The 16,590-nt window shown below is 73.9% G+C and carries 15 protein-coding genes; 8 read left to right on the forward strand and 7 right to left on the reverse strand.

The genetic code is table 11. From position 1 onward, the window contains the following. The first annotated feature begins 272 nt into the window (after positions 1 to 272). Positions 273 to 1,601 (forward strand): short-chain fatty acid transporter, encoded by a 1,329-nt coding sequence (locus tag ACI79Y_RS17860; protein WP_457159804.1) that lies wholly within the window; start codon positions 273 to 275, stop codon positions 1,599 to 1,601. Between the two features lie 129 nt (positions 1,602 to 1,730). Continuing rightward, positions 1,731 to 2,966 (forward strand): esterase-like activity of phytase family protein, encoded by a 1,236-nt coding sequence (locus ACI79Y_RS17865; protein ID WP_457159780.1) that lies wholly within the window; start codon positions 1,731 to 1,733, stop codon positions 2,964 to 2,966. A gap of 62 nt (positions 2,967 to 3,028) precedes the next feature. Here the strand turns inward: ACI79Y_RS17865 and ACI79Y_RS17870 are convergent, their stop codons facing one another. Continuing rightward, on the reverse strand, positions 3,029 to 4,246 hold the full coding sequence (locus ACI79Y_RS17870; RefSeq protein ID WP_457138616.1) for a fatty acid desaturase family protein: 1,218 nt from the start codon (positions 4,244 to 4,246) through the stop codon (positions 3,029 to 3,031). Between the two features lie 34 nt (positions 4,247 to 4,280). Next, positions 4,281 to 5,384, reverse strand: a complete 1,104-nt coding sequence (locus ACI79Y_RS17875; RefSeq protein ID WP_457138615.1) for a ferredoxin reductase — start codon at positions 5,382 to 5,384, stop codon at positions 4,281 to 4,283. 95 nt (positions 5,385 to 5,479) lie between these two features. Here ACI79Y_RS17875 and ACI79Y_RS17880 point away from each other — a divergent pair, with 95 nt between their 5' ends. Both ACI79Y_RS17880 and ACI79Y_RS17885 read left to right on the forward strand, forming a co-directional pair. Continuing rightward, positions 5,480 to 6,724, forward strand: a complete 1,245-nt coding sequence (locus ACI79Y_RS17880) for a PucR family transcriptional regulator (protein WP_457159781.1) — start codon at positions 5,480 to 5,482, stop codon at positions 6,722 to 6,724. Between the two features lie 12 nt (positions 6,725 to 6,736). Beyond that, on the forward strand, positions 6,737 to 7,204 hold the full coding sequence (locus tag ACI79Y_RS17885; protein WP_457159782.1) for a hypothetical protein: 468 nt from the start codon (positions 6,737 to 6,739) through the stop codon (positions 7,202 to 7,204). Positions 7,205 to 7,225: 21 nt separating this feature from the next. Here ACI79Y_RS17885 and ACI79Y_RS17890 read toward each other — a convergent pair whose 3' ends face one another. Beyond that, complete coding sequence (locus tag ACI79Y_RS17890; protein ID WP_457159783.1) at positions 7,226 to 7,834, reverse strand: TIGR03086 family metal-binding protein; 609 nt, start codon at positions 7,832 to 7,834, stop codon at positions 7,226 to 7,228. A gap of 37 nt (positions 7,835 to 7,871) precedes the next feature. Here ACI79Y_RS17890 and ACI79Y_RS17895 point away from each other — a divergent pair, with 37 nt between their 5' ends. Beyond that, on the forward strand, positions 7,872 to 8,708 hold the full coding sequence (locus ACI79Y_RS17895) for a helix-turn-helix domain-containing protein (RefSeq protein WP_457159784.1): 837 nt from the start codon (positions 7,872 to 7,874) through the stop codon (positions 8,706 to 8,708). A 6-nt stretch (positions 8,709 to 8,714) separates the two neighbouring features. On the opposite strand, the gene ACI79Y_RS17900 is transcribed toward ACI79Y_RS17895, so the two are convergent. Together ACI79Y_RS17900 and ACI79Y_RS17905 are read right to left on the reverse strand one after the other, a co-directional pair. Continuing rightward, positions 8,715 to 9,311, reverse strand: coding sequence for a hypothetical protein (locus ACI79Y_RS17900; RefSeq protein WP_457138610.1), 597 nt, complete (start codon positions 9,309 to 9,311; stop codon positions 8,715 to 8,717). Positions 9,312 to 9,324: 13 nt separating this feature from the next. Then, complete coding sequence (locus tag ACI79Y_RS17905) at positions 9,325 to 10,464, reverse strand: zinc-dependent alcohol dehydrogenase (protein WP_457138609.1); 1,140 nt, start codon at positions 10,462 to 10,464, stop codon at positions 9,325 to 9,327. A 254-nt stretch (positions 10,465 to 10,718) separates the two neighbouring features. Here ACI79Y_RS17905 and ACI79Y_RS17910 point away from each other — a divergent pair, with 254 nt between their 5' ends. Genes ACI79Y_RS17910 through ACI79Y_RS17920 form a run of 3 tightly spaced genes read left to right on the forward strand, consistent with a single transcriptional unit; the run spans position 10,719 to position 12,975 of the window. Continuing rightward, complete coding sequence (locus tag ACI79Y_RS17910; protein ID WP_457159785.1) at positions 10,719 to 11,087, forward strand: group I truncated hemoglobin; 369 nt, start codon at positions 10,719 to 10,721, stop codon at positions 11,085 to 11,087. A gap of 23 nt (positions 11,088 to 11,110) precedes the next feature. Continuing rightward, positions 11,111 to 12,250, forward strand: coding sequence for a globin domain-containing protein (locus ACI79Y_RS17915; RefSeq protein ID WP_457159786.1), 1,140 nt, complete (start codon positions 11,111 to 11,113; stop codon positions 12,248 to 12,250). Beyond that, positions 12,247 to 12,975 (forward strand): DivIVA domain-containing protein, encoded by a 729-nt coding sequence (locus tag ACI79Y_RS17920; protein WP_457159787.1) that lies wholly within the window; start codon positions 12,247 to 12,249, stop codon positions 12,973 to 12,975. The genes ACI79Y_RS17915 and ACI79Y_RS17920 overlap by 4 nt, the downstream gene beginning before the upstream one ends. A 102-nt stretch (positions 12,976 to 13,077) precedes the next feature. On the opposite strand, the gene ACI79Y_RS17925 is transcribed toward ACI79Y_RS17920, so the two are convergent. Next, positions 13,078 to 15,312, reverse strand: a complete 2,235-nt coding sequence (locus ACI79Y_RS17925; protein ID WP_457159788.1) for a PhoX family protein — start codon at positions 15,310 to 15,312, stop codon at positions 13,078 to 13,080. Positions 15,313 to 15,509: 197 nt separating this feature from the next. Next, a complete protein-coding gene (locus tag ACI79Y_RS17930; protein ID WP_457159789.1) occupies positions 15,510 to 16,529 on the reverse strand; it encodes a LysM peptidoglycan-binding domain-containing protein in 1,020 nt (339 codons plus the stop codon). Positions 16,530 to 16,590 lie beyond the last annotated feature (61 nt).

Consider the following 16,590-nt stretch of genomic DNA (forward strand, 5'->3'; position numbering starts at 1 on the left):
CCCCCCCCCCCCCCCCCCCCCCCCCCCCCCCCCCCCCCCCCCCCCCCCCCCCCCCCCCCCCCCCCCCCCCCCCCCCCCCCCCCCCCCCCCCCGCTGCCGTCGTCGGGCCCTCTCGCCGTGGTGGCCGACGCCCGTCCGCCGACCCGGCCTGGCCCCCTGCGTGACCGGCCCGCCGACCCACCCGAGAGCGAGGCCCGATGACCAGGACGCCAGGCACCCGGCCCCACGCCGGATCGAGCTCGCCAGGCCGGGCGGGCGGCCTCGCCTCGCTGATGCGGCCGGTGAACGCCGTCGTCGAGCGGTACATCCCCAGCGCGCTGGTCTTCGCCGTCGTGCTGACGTTCGTCGTGGCCGCGCTGGCGCTGCTCCTCACCGATGCCGGCCCGATCGAGGTCCTGGACGGCTGGGGCGACGGGCTGTCGGGGCTGCTGGCCTTCATGACCCAGATGGCGCTGATCCTGCTGCTCGGGCACACGCTGGCCAACACCGGGCCGGTGCGGCGGCTGCTGACCCGGCTGGCCGCCGTACCCCGGACGGCGCTGCAGGCCTACCTGTACGTCTTCGTGATCGCGGCGCTGGCCTCGCTGATCACCTGGGGGCTGGGCCTCGTCGTCGGTGCGCTGCTCGCCCGCGAGCTCGCCGTCCAGGGCCGGGAGCGAGGCCTGCGCCTGCACTTCCCGCTGCTGGTGGCCGCCGGCTACTCCGGCTACGTCATCTGGCACATGGGCTACTCCGGCTCCGGGCCGCTCACCGCCGCGACCGAGGACTCCTTCCTCGCCGAGACGCTGGGCGGAACCGTCCCGGTCAGCGAGACGATCTTCACCTGGTGGAACATCACCGCCGCCGTGGCCACCATCCTGGTCGTCGGCCTCGCGCTGGCCGCGGTCGCACCCCGCGGCGGTGATCGGGTGGTCGAGCTCCCGGCCAGCGTGCGCGACTCCGACGCCGTGCCGCTGGACGACGAGGTGGTCACCCCGGCCGACCGGGTCGACGGCAGCCGACTGCTGACCACCCTGGTCGGCCTGGCCCTGGCCGCCTACCTGGTGCACCACTACGCCGACGGCGGCACCGCCACCCTCGACATCGTCAACTGGACGTTCCTGGCGCTGATCTTCCTGCTGGTCCGCAACCCGTTCGAGCTCATCGCGCTGGTGAAGAACGCCGCCGCCAACGTCGGGGAGATCCTGCTCCAGTTCCCGCTGTACGCCGGGATCATGGGGATCATGTCGACGACCGGCCTGATCGCCGTCTTCTCCGACGCCGTCGTCGACATCGCCTCCCCGGCGACGTTCGGGCTGCTGGCCTTCCTCTCCGCCGGGGTGGTCAACTTCTTCGTCCCCTCGGGTGGCGGGCAGTTCGCCGTCCAGGGCCCGGTCATGCTCGACGCCGCCCAGAGCCTGGGGGTCGACCCAGCGGTCGCGATCATGGCGGTCGCCTACGGCGACCAGTGGACCAACATGATCCAGCCGTTCTGGGCCCTGCCGGTGCTGGCCATCGCCGGGCTCAAGATGCGCGACATCCTCGGCTACACGACGGTGACGCTGATCGCGTCAGGCCTGGTCTTCGGCACCGTGACGCTGCTGCTGGGGCTGCTGGCCTGACCGCCGGGACGGGTCGCCGGCCCGTTCACCGACTCCTCACAGCGCGGCCACGGAGGCGCCGGCCACCGGCTGTCTCCCCGCGACACGGTCGGCCGGTCAGCTCCACCGCCCGAGCCAGGGAGAGCCCCCGTGCACCGTCCGTCCCGCCGTGCCGCCTTGACCCTCACCGCCGCCGGTCTGCTGACCGCGGTCGCCGTCCCGGCCGTCGCCGGCACCGCCCCCACCGTGCCGCAGGGCAACGGAACCCAGCAGGCACAACTCGTCGGACGCTCCGTCCTGCCGTCGGCCACGTTCGGCGAGCAGGTCCCCTCCGGCGCCCTGGCCAACCCGGCCAACGGCGTGACCCCGCCGTTCGCGGCCCAGCCGATCCAGGGTTTCTCCGGCCTGCTGAAGGACGGCGACGACTGGCTGGTGCTGGAGGACAACGGCTACGGCACCAAGGCCAACAGCGGTGACTTCCTGCTGCGCGTGGTCAAGCTGCGGATCGACACCACCACCCAGCGGACGACGGTGCTCGACGGCGGCTTCAGCCTGTCCGACCCCGACGAGAGGCTGCCCTTTCCGCTGACCCGCAGCGACCGACGGCTCACCGGCGCGGACCTCGACCCCGAGTCGTTCCAGCGGATGCCCGACGGCACCTTCTGGATCGGCGAGGAGTTCGGTCCCAGCCTGGTGCACGTCGACGCGCAGGGCCGGGTGCTCGCCGCACCCGTCCAGCCCGACGGCGTCCGCTCCCCCGACGCGTGGAACCTGGACGGTGCCGCCCCGACGCTGGGCTCGAGCAGGGGCTTCGAGGGGATGGCCCTCGGCGTCGACGGGCACACGCTCTACCCGATGCTGGAGGGCGCGGTCGCCGGTGACGACCCGGCCACCCGGCGCATCTACCGCTTCGACACCACCACCGGCCGCTACACCGGGCTCAAGGCGAAGGTGAAGTTCGAGGTCCCGAACAACGCCCTGGGCGACATGGTGGCGCTGGACCAGAACCGCTTCCTCATCCTGGAGCGGGACGGCGGCCAGGGGCCGACCGCCCAGCTCAAGGCCGTGTACCTGATCGACACCCGGGACATCGACCGGGACGGCTACGCCGACAAGCGGCTGCTCGCCAACCTGATGGCCATCCCGGACCCGCAGGGCGTCGGCGGCACCGCGGGCGGCTACTTCACGTTCCCGTTCGTCACCATCGAGCAGATCGCCGTCCTGGACGACCACCGCATCATCGTCGGCAACGACAACAACTACCCGGGCTCGGCCGGGCGCACCGCCGGCGTGCCCGACGACAACGAGCACGTCGTCATCCAGGTCGACGAGGACCTGCAGGTGGACCCGGCGCTGGCCGCGATCAACGCCCGCGGCCGCCGCTGACCACCACGACCGCGGCGCCCCCACCCGCGCGGGTGGGGGCGCCGTCGTCCGTCAGGTGATCGTCAGGCGGCCTGGCTGCCCTGGTTCCAGGCGGCGCCCTGGAGCTGCCGGCGGATCTTCGGGCCCCCGGTGGTCATCTTGTAGAGCTTCGCCACCTGGGCCGGGGCGTTCGCCGGGGTGGTCTCGGCCAGCCAACCGTTGGGCAGCGACAGCCGGAGCACCTTGTGCCAGGCCGACGCGACCTGACGCGGCAGCGACGCGGTGTGGTACCGCAGGCCGTAGCGGGCGAACAGATCGCGGATCTGCGGGGCGATCTCGGCGTACCGGTTGCTCGGCAGGTCGGGGAACAGGTGGTGCTCGACCTGGTGGGAGAGGTTGCCGGTCATGATGTGCATGGCCTTGCTGCCGGAGATGTTGGCCGAGCCGAGCATCTGGCGCAGGTACCACTCACCGCGGGTCTCCCCGTCGATGGACTTCTTCTCGAAGGTCTCCACGCCCTCCGGGAAGTGCCCGCACATGATCACCGAGTGCGACCACAGGTTGCGCACCACGTTGGCGGTGAAGTTGGCCGCCAGGGTGGGCAGGAACGACGGCCCGGACAGCGCCGGGTGGACGACGTAGTCCTTGGTCATCTGCTTGCCGATCTTCTTCAACACCTGCTTGCCGCGGGCGCGGAAGCCGGGGTCGGCCCGCCGCTCCTTGGTGGCCAGGTTCTTGCCCAGCTCCAGGTCGTAGGCGGCGATGCCGTACTCGAAGAAGCAGGCGTTGACGAAGTTCCACACCGGCTGGAGCAGGTACATCGGCACCCAGCGCTGGTCCTCGTCGACGCGCATGATGCCGTAGCCGAGGTCGTTGTCCTTGCCGATGACGTTCGTGTACGTGTGGTGCAACTCGTTGTGCGAGTGCTTCCACTGCTCGGCCGGGCTGGCCATGTCCCACTCCCACGTCGTGGAGTGGATCTTCGGGTCGCGCATCCAGTCCCACTGCCCGTGCAGGATGTTGTGCCCGATCTCCATGTTCTCCAGGATCTTGGCCACTGACAGGCCGACGGTGCCGAGCACCCAGGCCGGCGGGAACTTGGAGAACAGCAGCACCGCCCGGCTGCCCAGCTCGAGCTTGCGCTGGACGTCGATCACCCGGCGGATGTAGGCGGCGTCGGACTCGCCGCGGCTGTCCATCACGCCCTGACGGATGGCATCGAGCTCACGCCCGATCGCCTCGATGTCCTCGGGGGTCAGGTGGGCGACGGGGTTGTCGGGCTTCTTCTGCAGGACGGTCACGAGGTGGCTCCTCCGGAGTGCTCGGTCGGGTGGGTCAGTGGTCGATGTCGCAGGCGCCGGCGGCGGCGCTGATGCAGGTCTGGACGAGCACGCCGTCGCCGGGGGCGGCGACGGTCAGCTCGCCGTTGCGCAGATCGCGGACGGCGCCCTCGCGCAGCGGCAGGACGCAGCCGTAGCAGATGCCCATCCGACAGCCGCTCGGCATGAGCAGGCCGGCCTCCTCCGCGGCGTCGAGGATCGGGGTCGAGCCGTCGACCTCGATGTCCCGGCCGGACTTCGCGAAGGAGACGGTGCCGCCCTCACCGGTGACCAGCACGCGAGGGCGGAAGCGCTCGGTGTAGAGCCGGTCGGCGATCCCCTCGGTGGCCCAGTGCTCCTCCAGCGCCTCCAGCAGCCCGATCGGCCCGCACGCCCAGGTCGACCGCTCGGCCAGGTCGGGCACGAGGTCGGCCAGGGCCGGGGCGTCGAGCAGCCCGTCGGTCGCGGTGTGGCGCTCGACCAGCCGGATCCGGCCGGCAGCCGCCAGCTCCCGCAGTTCCCGGCCGAAGATGACGTCGTCGGCAGTGGGCGCGGAGTGCACCAGGACGACGTCTTCGTGCTCGTCGACGTGGTTGCGCAGGATGCCCATCACCGGCGTGATCCCCGAGCCGGCGGTGACGAACAGCGCCTTGGCCGGCCGCTCCGCCGGGAGCACGAAGTCACCGGTGGCCTGGTCGAGCTGGACGATCGTGCCGGGCTCGGTGCGGTGCACCAGGTGGTTGCTGACCTTGCCGTCCGGGATCGCCTTGACCGTCACGGTGAAGCAACCGTCGGCCCGGCCGAGCACCGAGGTGATCGAGTAGGCCCGCCACAGCCGCACGCCCTCGACGTCGACGCCGAGCCGGACGTACTGGCCGGGGGTGTGCGGCAGCCAGTCCCGGCCGGGGCGGATCACCAGGGTCGCGGCGTCCCGGGTCTCGCGGTGCACCGCCTCGATGCGGCCGCGCAGCGCGGCGCCGGAGCGCAGCGGGTCGACGAGGTCGAGGTAGTCGCTGGGCAGCAGCGGCGTCGTGACCAGCTCGGCCAGCTTGAGCGCGCGGTCACGCAGCGTCGTCAGGACCGGACGGGCGGTGCCCGGGCGCGGGACGGTGGCTGTCATGAACTGAGTCTTTCCCAGCCTGGCGATCAATCACCTGTGCGCCGGACGTGAATCGGGCGGTACCTTCTGTTCCCTGAGGACAAAGGAGGACGGCGATGGCCGAGCAGTCGCCACCCACCATCCCCGCGGCGGCGGCACCGGCCATCGGGGAGCCGATCACCTTCCCGCCCGCTGTCGTCGCCGCCATGCTCGCCGAGCTGCCGAGGGTCGCCGAACGCACCGTGGCCAGCATCGTGGTCGAGGTGCCCAGCTACGCGGGGGCGTTCGCCGGGGAGATGGGCCAGGCCATCCAGCGCGCGGTCCAGGTCGCCCTGGGCGGGTTCCTGGAGCTGGCCACCGACGGCGGCGGTGTCGACGCGAGCCGGCCGATCGCGCCGGCGTTGGCCGGGGCCTACGCCCTGGGCCGGGGAGAGGCACGCAGCGGCCGGTCGATGGACGCGCTGCTGTCGGCCTACCGGGTGGGTGCCCGGGTCTCCTGGCGGCACATGAGCGAGACCGCGGTGGCCGCCGGCCTCGACGTCGCCTCGCTGGCGCGCTTCGCCGAGCTGGTGTTCGCCTACATCGACCAGCTCTCGGCCGCCAGCGTGGCCGGCCACGCCGACGAGCTGGCCACCAGCGGGCGGGTGCGCCAGCACCACCTGGAGCGGCTCGGTGCGGTGCTCCTGGCCGGCCGTCCGCTGCACGACCTGACCGCGGCCGCCGAGCGGGCCGACTGGTCACCGCCGCGGACCCTCACCGCCGTCGTGCTGCCCGAGCCCCGGGCCCGCGGTGCCCTCGCGCTGCTGGACGGCCGCACGCTGCAGGTCACCGAGGAGGCGGCCGGCCCCGGGGGTGAGGAGGAGCGCGCCGTCCTGCTGGTGCCCGACGCCGGAGGCCGGGCCCGCCCGGGCCTGCTCCGCCTGCTGGAGGGGCACGAGGCCGCCGTCGGCCCAGCTCGGCCCTGGCACGACGTCGCGGCGTCCCACCGACGGGTGCTGCGTGCGCTGCGCCTGGGGCCGCCGCCACGGGGGAAGGCACCGCTGGACACCGAGGCGCGCCTGGTCGAGCTGGTGCTGCGCGCCGACGAGGAGGCGCTGACCGACCTGCGCGCCGCCGTGCTGGCTCCGCTGGAGGAGGTGACGGCGGCGACCCGGGAGAAGCTCGTCGCCACCCTGCGGTCCTGGCTGCTCCACCACGGCCGCCGGGAGCGGATCGCCGCGCAGCTGTTCGTCCACCCGCAGACCGTCCGCTACCGGATGGGGCAGCTGCGCCAGCTGTTCGGCGACCGGCTGGAGGACCCGGCCACGGTGCTGCAGCTGACGCTGGCGCTCGGCTGCGCACCCGAGGAGCCCGACAGCTGACAGGCTGGGCCGGTGACCCGCTGGCCCGCGACCCCCGCGCCCGATGCCCTCGGCGCCGTGGTGCACGGCCCGGTGCTGCTCGCCCGCTCCCCCGGCATCGCCGCCGGCCTGCGCTGCGTGTTCGCCCATCCCGGCGGACTGCACCTGCCGATGGTGGTGCACGCGGTGGGGGTGCAGGCCGAGGCGGCCGGGCGGCGCACCTTCCCCCGGCCGGGGGCGGAACGGCAGCCCTGGTCCGGCCTGCTGGTCCGCCTCACCGTGGACGACGTGACCGGGCCCGCCGATCCGGTCGGGCCGACCTCCAGCGGCAGCATCGACTCGTTCCGCTCGGAAGGGTCCTACTGGGCAGGCGCCCTGCCACGCGACGGCCGGCTGACCCTCACCGTCGGCTGGCCGGCGGCCGGGCTGGCGGAGACCACCACGGTGCTGCACCTCGGGCCGCTCGACGACGTCGCTGACCGGGTCGTGTCCCTGCTCTGAGGCGCCTGCCCGGAGGCCGGGTCACGCGGCTCGGCCCAGGCGGGCCAGCACCCGGGTCGTCCGGTCCGCGCCCGGCGGCGGCTCGACGGCGGGGGCGCAGATGCCGTCCAGGTACAGCGCCTCGCCGAATCCGTCCGCGCCCTGCTCGATGCGGTCCAGCTCCGCCTCGGTGAGCGCGGCGTCCAGGCCGGTGGCCCGGGCGACGTCCCAGCGGTGCACCACCATGTCCCACACGTAGAACTGCTCGAAGGTCGCGCCGATCGTGGTGGGCCCGAAGAAGCCGTCGTACCCGCGGCCGACCACCTCGTCGTCGGCGACCAGCTCGGCCACCCGCCACGTGTGGGCGGCCCAGGCGCCGGCCGGGTCCCCGGCCAGGTCCGGCACCGGGCCGACGTCCAGCCCGTGGCCGGCGAAGAGCTCGCGTTGCGTGTCCACCAGGTGCGCGACGACGTCCCTCGCCGTCCACCCCGCGCACGGCGAGGGGCTGGCCCACGCCTCCGCGGGGACGTCGGCGAGCAGGGCGGACAGCGATGCCGCAGCGGCGGCGTGGGCTGTGGCGGTGGGGTTCGGGGCGGTCGGGTCCGAGGCGGTGGGGTTCGGGGCGGTGGGGTTCGGCGCGGTGGTGTCCATGGCCGCAGCCTGGCCGGGTGCGGCAGGCTGCGTCTTGATGAAAGCCGACAGCGGACCGACGCGGCTGGACCTGGTCGAACGGGCGCACCTCAGGGAGCCCGGCGACGCCTCGCACGCCATGTACCGGTACGAGCCGGACCCGGCCGTGCGTGGGCTGCTGCGCCGGTTCTGGATCCCGGTCTGGTCGGTGCCGCCGGGCCGGGAGGCGGTGCAGCGGGTGCTGCAGTACCCGGTGTCCCTGCTGGTCGTCGCCGACGGGTACGCCCGGTTCTACGGGGTCACCACCGGGCTGTCGACCACCACGCTGGCCGGCGACGGCTGGGCGGTCGGCGTGATGTGCACGCCCGCCGCCGGCACGCTGCTCACCGGCACGTCGATGGCCGAGTTCACCGACCGGTACGTCGACCTGCCCGACGTCCTCGGTCCGGGAGGTGTCGCGCTGGTCGACCGGGTCCGGACGGCGATGGCCGCGGACCCGCACGCCGGACGCGCCCACGCGACCGCGATGGCCGCGTTCACCGACACGGTGCGCCCCCGTCTGCCGGTGGACGCCGAGGGCGAGCTGGTCGACCGGGTGGTCGCCTTCGTCGAGGAGTGCTCCGACGTGCTCCGGGTGGCCCAGGTGCACGCGGAGTTCGGGCTGTCCGAGCGGGCCCTGCAACGGCTGGTCCACCGCCGCCTCGGCCTGACCCCCAAGTGGCTGATCCAGCGTCGCCGGCTGCAGGAGGCCGCCGAACGGCTGCGCGCCGGCGGAACGACGCTGGCCGAGACGGCCGCGGTGCTCGGCTACGCCGACCAGGCGCACTTCGTGCGCGACTTCTCCCGGGTCACCGGCACCACCCCCGGCCGGTTCGCCGCCGGCCACCGGGCCTGAGCGTGGTCAGCCGCGCAGCGCCCGGGTGACCTTCCGGACGCCGAGGACCGCCCCCGCGGCGCCGGCGACCCAGGGCCCCGCCACGAGCACCGGGTCGAGCAGCTGGTGGCGCTTGTCGGAGCGGCCCGACCGGGACCGCAGGCCACCGTGCGTGGCCTCCGCACGGACGCCGGTCGCCGGCACGTCGGGGCGTGCGGAGGCGAACGACCGCAGGTGGCTGCCCCAGGCGTCGACCCGGTCCCCGGCGATGAGCAGCAGCCAGTGCGCCAGCCGGCCCTCGCCGAACCGCTCGTAGGCCAGCCCGCGGATCGCCCCGGACACGCCGTGCAGCGGCTGCGCGGTGCCGAACACCGGGGTCACGAAGGCGTGCTCGATCGACCGCTCCCGCGCCTCGCCGCCCGGCTGCCGGTCCGGGAAGTCCCAGTGGGCGCCGGTGTCGGCCGGGTACTGCAGCTTCGGCGACGAGGGCCGGTCGGCCGGGTCGAGGTCGACGCCCCAACCCGGGATGCGTGCGCGCAGCTCCTCCCGGCTCGGCGGTGGGGTGCGCTTGTCGCGGACGTAGGGGCTGGGGACATCGGCGGGCTCGGGGCTGCGCTCGGTCATCGTGGTCGCTCCCTCAGTTCGCGTTCGGCACGATCAGCGGCTTGATGCAGCCGTCGAGCTTGGCCGAGAAGACGTGGTAGGCCTCGGGGATCTCCTCCAGCGGGAAGCGGTGGGTGACCATCTGCCGCGGGGTCAGGTGACCGTTGCGCACGTGCTCGAACATCCGGGGCCACTGCCGCTTCACCGGCGTCTGGTTCATCCGCAGGGTGAGGCCCTTGTTCATCGCATCGCCGAACTTCACCGCGTTGGGGACCGGGCCGTAGGCACCCACCACCGAGATGGTGCCGCCCTTGCGCGCGGAGTCGATCGCCCAGTTCAACGCCGTCGGCGACCCGCCCTGCAGCTTGAGCTTGGGCCCGGTCAGCTGCTGGGCGAGGTTCCCGTCGGCCTCCGCGCCGACCGCGTCGATGACGACGTCGGCGCCGAGGAAGTCGGTCTGCCGCTTCAGCTCGACCACGACGTCGTCGACCTGGTCGTAGTCGAGGGTTTCGGCGTAGGCCATCTCCCGGGCCTTGGCCAGCCGCTCGGGGAGGTGGTCGACGACGATGACCCGGCCGGCACCCATCAACCAGGACGACTGCGCGGCGATCAGCCCGACCGGCCCGGCGCCCAGGACCACCACCGTGTCCCCCTCGGTGATCTCACCGAGCTGGGCGCCGAAGTACCCCGTGGCGGCGGCGTCGGTCAGCAGCACGGCGTCCTCGTCGTGCATCCACTCCGGGATGCGCACCGGTCCGACGTCGGCGAAGGGCACCCGCACGTACTCGGCCTGCCCGCCGTCGTAGCCGCCGGTGGTGTGCGAGTAGCCGTAGATGCCCCCGACCGCGGTGGCGTTGGGGTTCACGTTGTGGCAGTTGGAGTACAGGCCGCGGGCGCAGTACCAGCAGGAGCCGCAGAAGATGTTGAACGGCACCATCACCCGGTCGCCGACGGCCAGGTTCTCGACCGAGGAGCCGACCTGCTCGACCACGCCGATGAACTCGTGGCCGAAGGTGTGCCCGATCCGGGTGTCCGGCATCAGCCCGTGGTAGAGGTGCAGGTCCGAACCGCAGATCGCGGCCAGCGTCACCCGGACGATCGCGTCGTTGGGGTGCTCGATGCGGGGCATCTCCTTCTCCTCGACCCGCAGCTTGTACGGCCCTCGATAGGTCATCGCCCGCATCGGTCCTCCTGAGCTCGCGCGCCACTGGTGCGTGGCCTGGGGACTGTCCACTTCCGGGGCCCGCCAACCCTCCGTGGCACTCCCGCGCCACCGGCCGCGCGGCCCGAGTGGCAGCGCACCGCCCACGGCACCAGAGTGAGGGAGGTCCGTGCCGGGCCGGCCACCGCCGGTCACCGGCGCGGGCGGCGCCGGCCCGGGGGTCGGCGTCCGGTGTGTCCGTTCACGGGGGAGGACGGGGAACTGTCATGACGCTCTACGAGCGGCTGGGCCAGGACGTCGGCATCCGCACCGCCGTCGACGACTTCTACCGGCGGGTGGTGGCCGACCCGGATCTCGCCGGGTACTTCGAGGGCGTCGACATGCCCCAGCTGCGCCGTCACCAGACCGCCTTGCTGGTGCAGGTCACCGGCGGGCCGGTCGAGTACTCCGGCCGCGAGCTGGCCGCCGGGCACGAGGGCCTCGGCATCACCGCCGACGCCTTCGACCGGGTGGTCGGCCACCTCGTCGACACGCTCACCGACCTCGGGGTGGCCGGCGAGGACATCGGCCAGGTCGGGGCCGCACTGGGCGCGCACCGCGACGAGATCGTCACCGAGCCCGCGCCGGCCGGCTGAGCCGGCGTCCCGAGGAGACGCCTGTGGACATCCCCGCGATGCGGGCCAGCTTCGCCAAGGCCGCCGCGCACGGCGACGAGGTGCCGCTGTGGTTCTACTCCCACCTGTTCCTGACCCACCCCGAGACCCGGGAGATGTTCCCGGTCTCCATGGCGCACCAGCGCGACCGACTCTTCGCCGCCCTGGGTGAGGTGGTGGCGCGGGTCGACGACCTGGACTCGCTGGTGCCGATCCTGCAGCAGCTGGGCCGTGACCACCGCAAGTTCGGCGCCGTCGCCGCGCACTACCCCGCGGTCGGCGCGAGCCTGCTGGCCACGCTGGAGCACTTCGACGACGAGTGGGACGACGCCCTCGCCGCCGACTGGACGGCGGCCTACCAGCTGATCGCGCAAGTGATGCTGGAGGCCGCCGACGACGCCGACGACCAGCCGCCGTGGTGGGAGGCCGAGGTGGTGGCGCACGAGCGGCGCACCATCGACGTCGCCGTGCTGACCCTGGCCCCGCGCCAGCGCCTGGACCACCTCCCCGGGCAGGCGGTCTCCGTGGAGTCCGACCTGCGCCCCCGGCTCTGGCGCTGGTACTCCCCCGCCAACGCGCCGCGCCCGGACGGCTCCCTGGAGCTGCACGTGAAGGCCCGCGACGGCGGCCCGCTGAGCACCGCGCTGGTGCGGCTGGCCCGCGTCGGCGAGGTGGTGCGACTGGGCCCGCCGGTCGGGCAGCTGACCCTGGACACCGACTCCGACCGTGACCTGCTGCTGGTGGCCGGGGGTACCGGGCTGGCGCCGCTGAAGGCGATCGTCGACCAGGTGGCCCGCACCGGCCCGGCCCGGCGGGTCGACCTGTTCGTCGGGGCCCGCACCGAGGACGACCTCTACGACCGCGCGGACCTGCACCGGCTGACCCAGGAGAACCCCTGGCTGACGGTGACCGAGGCCGTCTCGCATGACAAGACCTCGACGGTGGAGCACGGAGACGTCGCCGACGTCGTCCTCCGGCACGGACCGTGGACCGGGCGGGATGCCTACGTGGCGGGCAACCCGGCCATGGTCGAGGACACCGTGACCCGGCTGCACGCCGCGGGTCTGGCGATGAGCCGGATCCGCACCGAGGTGTTCGCCGCCAGCCGACAGAGCCCGACCCTCGATGGGAAGGTGACCGAATGACCACCAGTGAGCAGGCTCCCGGGTCCCCGACCGGCGGCCCCGACCACCGGCTCACCCCGGACGACGTGCGCAGCGCACGGTTCTCGCACGGCTCCCTGCTGCACCCGGGGTACACCGAGGCGGAGGTCGACGGCTTCGTCGACGTGGTCGCCGAGGAGGTCGCCCGGCTCAGCGGCGAGAACGACCAGCTGCGCGCCCAGCTGGCCCACCTCGAGGCACAGCTGAACGAGGCCGCCGCCCGGCCCTCCCCCAGCGACCAGGCCGTCGGCATCCTGGCGACCGCGCAGCGGACCGCCGACGCCTACGTCGCCGAGGCGGAGGAGTTCAGCCGGCAGATGACCGCCGAAGCACGCGCCCAGTACGAGGAGCACCTCGGCCAGGCGCGGGACAAGGCGGGCGCGATCATCCAGGCCGCGCAGGAGGCCGCCACCCGGGTCGTCGGCGACGCTCCCCGCCCGTCCGCCGGCCAGCCGGAGACCGAGCAGCTGCAGGAGCAGATCGCCTACCTGCGCGCGTTCGGGCAGGCGACCCGCACCCAGCTGCGCGCCTACCTGGAGGCGCTGCTGGCCGACGTGGAGAAGGAGTGGGGCGCCGCCCACCCGGCGGGCCTGCCCCCGGTGCCCCGGCCGGCCGCGGACCAGCGGGCCGAGGCCCCGGGGGCAGCCCCGCCGGCGACCTTCGTCGCCAACGCGGCGGCCTCGGCACCGGGCGACCGGAACTCCTGACGGTCCTGCCCGGGACGATGCCGTCCCGGGCACGCCCCGCCCTCCGGGGAGGACCTGCGCCCCGGGGACGACCTGCGTGCAGGCCGTCCCCGGGGCGCCCGGTCAGCTGCCGACCCGCCCGCCGTCGGTGCGGTAGACGACCGCCACGCTGGGGCGCGGGTAGCCCCGCTCCGGCAGCCGGTCCGGCCAAGTGCTGGACGGGCTCTCCCGGGTCGAGCCGGTGGTCTCACCCGGGTGCTGCACCGACACGAACACCGACCGCCCGTCCGCCGGGATCTGCGGGCCGCTGCACTCCGCGCCGAGCGGGACGGTGAGGAACGCCTTGAGATGTCCGCGCTCCGGCCCCGCCGTCGGCACCGCGAACAGCCCGTCGTTCGTCCCGGCGAAGGTGCCGGCCTCGCGGTTCCGCGTGGACAGCACGTTCCCGTCGGTGGAGATCCACAGGTTCCCGGCAGGGTCGAACTCGACGTTGTCCGGGCACGAGATCGCGCTGACCGCCGACTTGTCGTAGCCGGCGAAGTAGGTGCCCGGGGTCTCCGGGTCACCGGCCACGATGAACACCCGCCAGTAGAAGTCGTCCCCGGCGATCCCGTCGGTCTCCAGCCACTCCAGCACGTGGCCGTTGCGGTTGCCGGCGCGCTCCTCGTAGGTCCCGTCCTCGAGGTCGAAGGCGAAGGACCGGGCGACCGGGTTCGGCTCGTCGGCCTCCTCCCGCCGCGAGTTGTTGGTGAGCGCGGCGTAGACCCGGCCGTTGACCGGGTTGACCTGGATGTCCTCGGGCCGGTCCATCCGGGTGGGCACCTTCGCCGGGTCGACGACGACGGGGGCCGCCGGGTCGGGGAAGTCGCCGTTGGCGTCCAGCTGCTTGCCGAGCCGGTCGGCGGCCAGCCGGGTGAAGGTGAGCACCCAGGGCACCGACTTGCCCGGGATCATCGACTGCCCGTCCTTCACCAGCGGGATCCACTGGCCGGTGCCGTCGAACTCGCCGTCGGCCGGCAGCGTGGCGAGGCCGTCGATCTGCTCCGGCTGGGAGTCGCCGGTGAAGCGCGCGACGTAGAGGTCGCCCTCCTCCAGCAGGGTCAGGTTGTGCGCCCGCGAGGCGCGGTCGTGACCGGGCCGATAGCGCTTCTTCGAGACGAACTTGTAGATGTAGTCGAACCGCTCGTCGTCGCCGGAGTAGGCGACGACGCGCCCGTCCTCGGCGATCTGCACGTTGGCCCCCTCGTGCTTGAACCGCCCCATCGCCGTGCGCTTCTTCGGGGTCGAGGTCGGGTCGTAGGGGTCGAGCTCGACCACCCAGCCGAAGCGGTGCACCTCGTTCGGCTCCTTCGCCAGGTCGAACCGCGGGTCGATCTTCTCCCAGCCGCGCACCGGGGCGTCCTCGGCGCTGACGCCGTAGCGGCCCAGCTGGAGCTCCCGCGGGTCCTCCGCGATCGGCGCCGTCGTGCCGAAGTACTGGTTGAAGTTCTCCTCGCCGTGCAGGGTCGTGCCCCAGGGGGTCTCCCCACCCGCGCAGTTGTTCAGCGTCCCCAGGACGGTGCGTCCTTCCGGGTCCGCCGTGGTCCGCACGTACTCCGAGCCGGCGACCGGCCCGGTCAGCTCGATCGGGGTCGTCGCCGTGATGCGGCGGTTGCGCTTGCCCCACCGGTCGGGCAGCCAGTTGCCCGAGTCGCCGTCCCGGGCCACCTCGACCACCGAGATGCCGTGCGCCATCATCGCGATGCGCTTCTGCTCGTCGGTGGTGGGCGCCGCCTCGTCGGCGACGCCGGCGAACATGAGCTGCTCGTTGGTGTACTCGTGGTTGACCACGAGCAGCGCCCGGCGGTCGTCCCGGCCGAGGGGCAGCCAGCCGATGTAGTCGCAGTTGTAGCCGAACTGCTTGGCCTGGGCCTCGGGCGTCTGGGCGTCGACGTCGAACTCCGGGGCGTCCCACACGACCGGGTCGCCCCAGCGCAGCACCACCGAGTACTCGTAGCCGGCGGCGGTGACCAGCTCGTCGAGCAGGTTCTGCTCCACCGGCTCGAAGGTCAGCGACGCGTCGGCCGGCGGCTGCCAGTGACCGGCACCGGGCATCCGTCGGTCGCCGGCCAGCGCGGGCTGCAGCGGGGCGGCGACCACCAGCAGGGCGCCGGCTCCCGCGCCCTTGAGCATGGTGCGCCGGCTGAACGCGGACTGGACGACGTCGGTGAACGTCGGGTTGTCCGTCTGGTTGGGCACCGCCGCGTCGCATGCGTTGCCGCACTTGTAGTGGCAGGTGGCGTGGCTGCGGCTGCCGTGCCGGACCTCGTCGAGGAAGGGCAGCAGGCGGCGGCCGCGGGGCCGTTGGATGTCGGTCAAGGTGACTCTCCCCGGTCTCGTGACGGACTGGTCCGGACGCTAGGGAGCGACCGGACCGGTCCGGATGGACCCCGGGTGAACTCGGCGTGAGGTGTGAACCACGACACGCAGGAGGGGTGCGCGCTCGTCACCGTGCGGAGGCGGGACGCTGCGGAACGCACACCCGGCTGCCAGTCCGGCGGCGTGGGCCTGCGGCCTCAGGAGGCCGGCAGGAGGACCTGCTGTCCCACGGTGAGCAGGGTGCCCGCCAGGCCGTTGCGCGCCTGGAGGTCGGTCACGGTCGTCCGGGAGTCGCGGGCGAGCTGCCAGAGCGTGTCCCCCGGGACGACGGTGTGCGCCACCTCGGCCAGCACCGGTGCGGGGGCCGGTGCGGGGGCCGGTGCCGGGGCCGGGACCTGGAGCACCTGTCCCACCATGATCACCGTGCTGGTCAGTCCGTTGCGGGCCACCAGGTCCTCGACCGTGGTTCCCCGGTCGAGCGCCAGCTGGCCGAGGGTGTCCCCGGGCGCCACGGTGTGCTCGGCGGTGGGCACCGCGGCGGGTGGTGGCCCGGGTGGCGCGGGCACCGGGGCGTCTGCCGGCGGCGCGTCCGGCGGTGGGCAGGGACCGGGCACGCCGGCGTCGGCGGCCGCCGCGGCGCAGTCCCCCTGGTCCACCCGGGCGGCCACCCCGGTCCAGAAGGAGGTGCCCCCGAGCGCGCCGCTCCAGGACAGCGAGACGTGCACGTGCCCGGTGTGCGGGTCGGCGCCGCCGTAGGGCCGCCAGCCACGGTCCGGTGACCAGATGCGCTCGGCCCAGATCACGTACGTGACCCCCAGGCGCCGGGCGTGGTAACCGGGCGCCCCGTCCGGACCGGGGGCGGTCAGCCAGCCCAGGAACTCCTCAGCGGCGGCGCGCTCCGCCGGCTGGTCGGCGCGGACCAGCCAGTCCCACGCCCGGCCCTCCTTGTGCTCGCTCCGGCCACCGGTGGCGCAGTCCCGCACGATGCCGCCGTTGCTGCCCACCCGGTAGGTGTCGAGCACCAGGCGCGCGAGGGCCACCACCCCCGGCCGGGCGACCGGATCGCACACCTCCTGCCCGACCTGCGCCGCTGGTCCCTCGACCACCTCCGGCGCCGCCGCGGGTGCCGCCGGCCCGGCCGGCTCCTCCGCCTGCGCCGGGGTCGCGGTCAGCCCGAGCACCGCGGCCGTGGCCAGGAGGACGGTCCCGCGGACCAACGCCGGGCGGCGCGGAGAGCGGGGTTCCGGGTGGTCCGGACGGGGGCGCGGTCGGGACGGC

This window comes from Modestobacter sp. SYSU DS0875, from assembly GCF_054050915.1.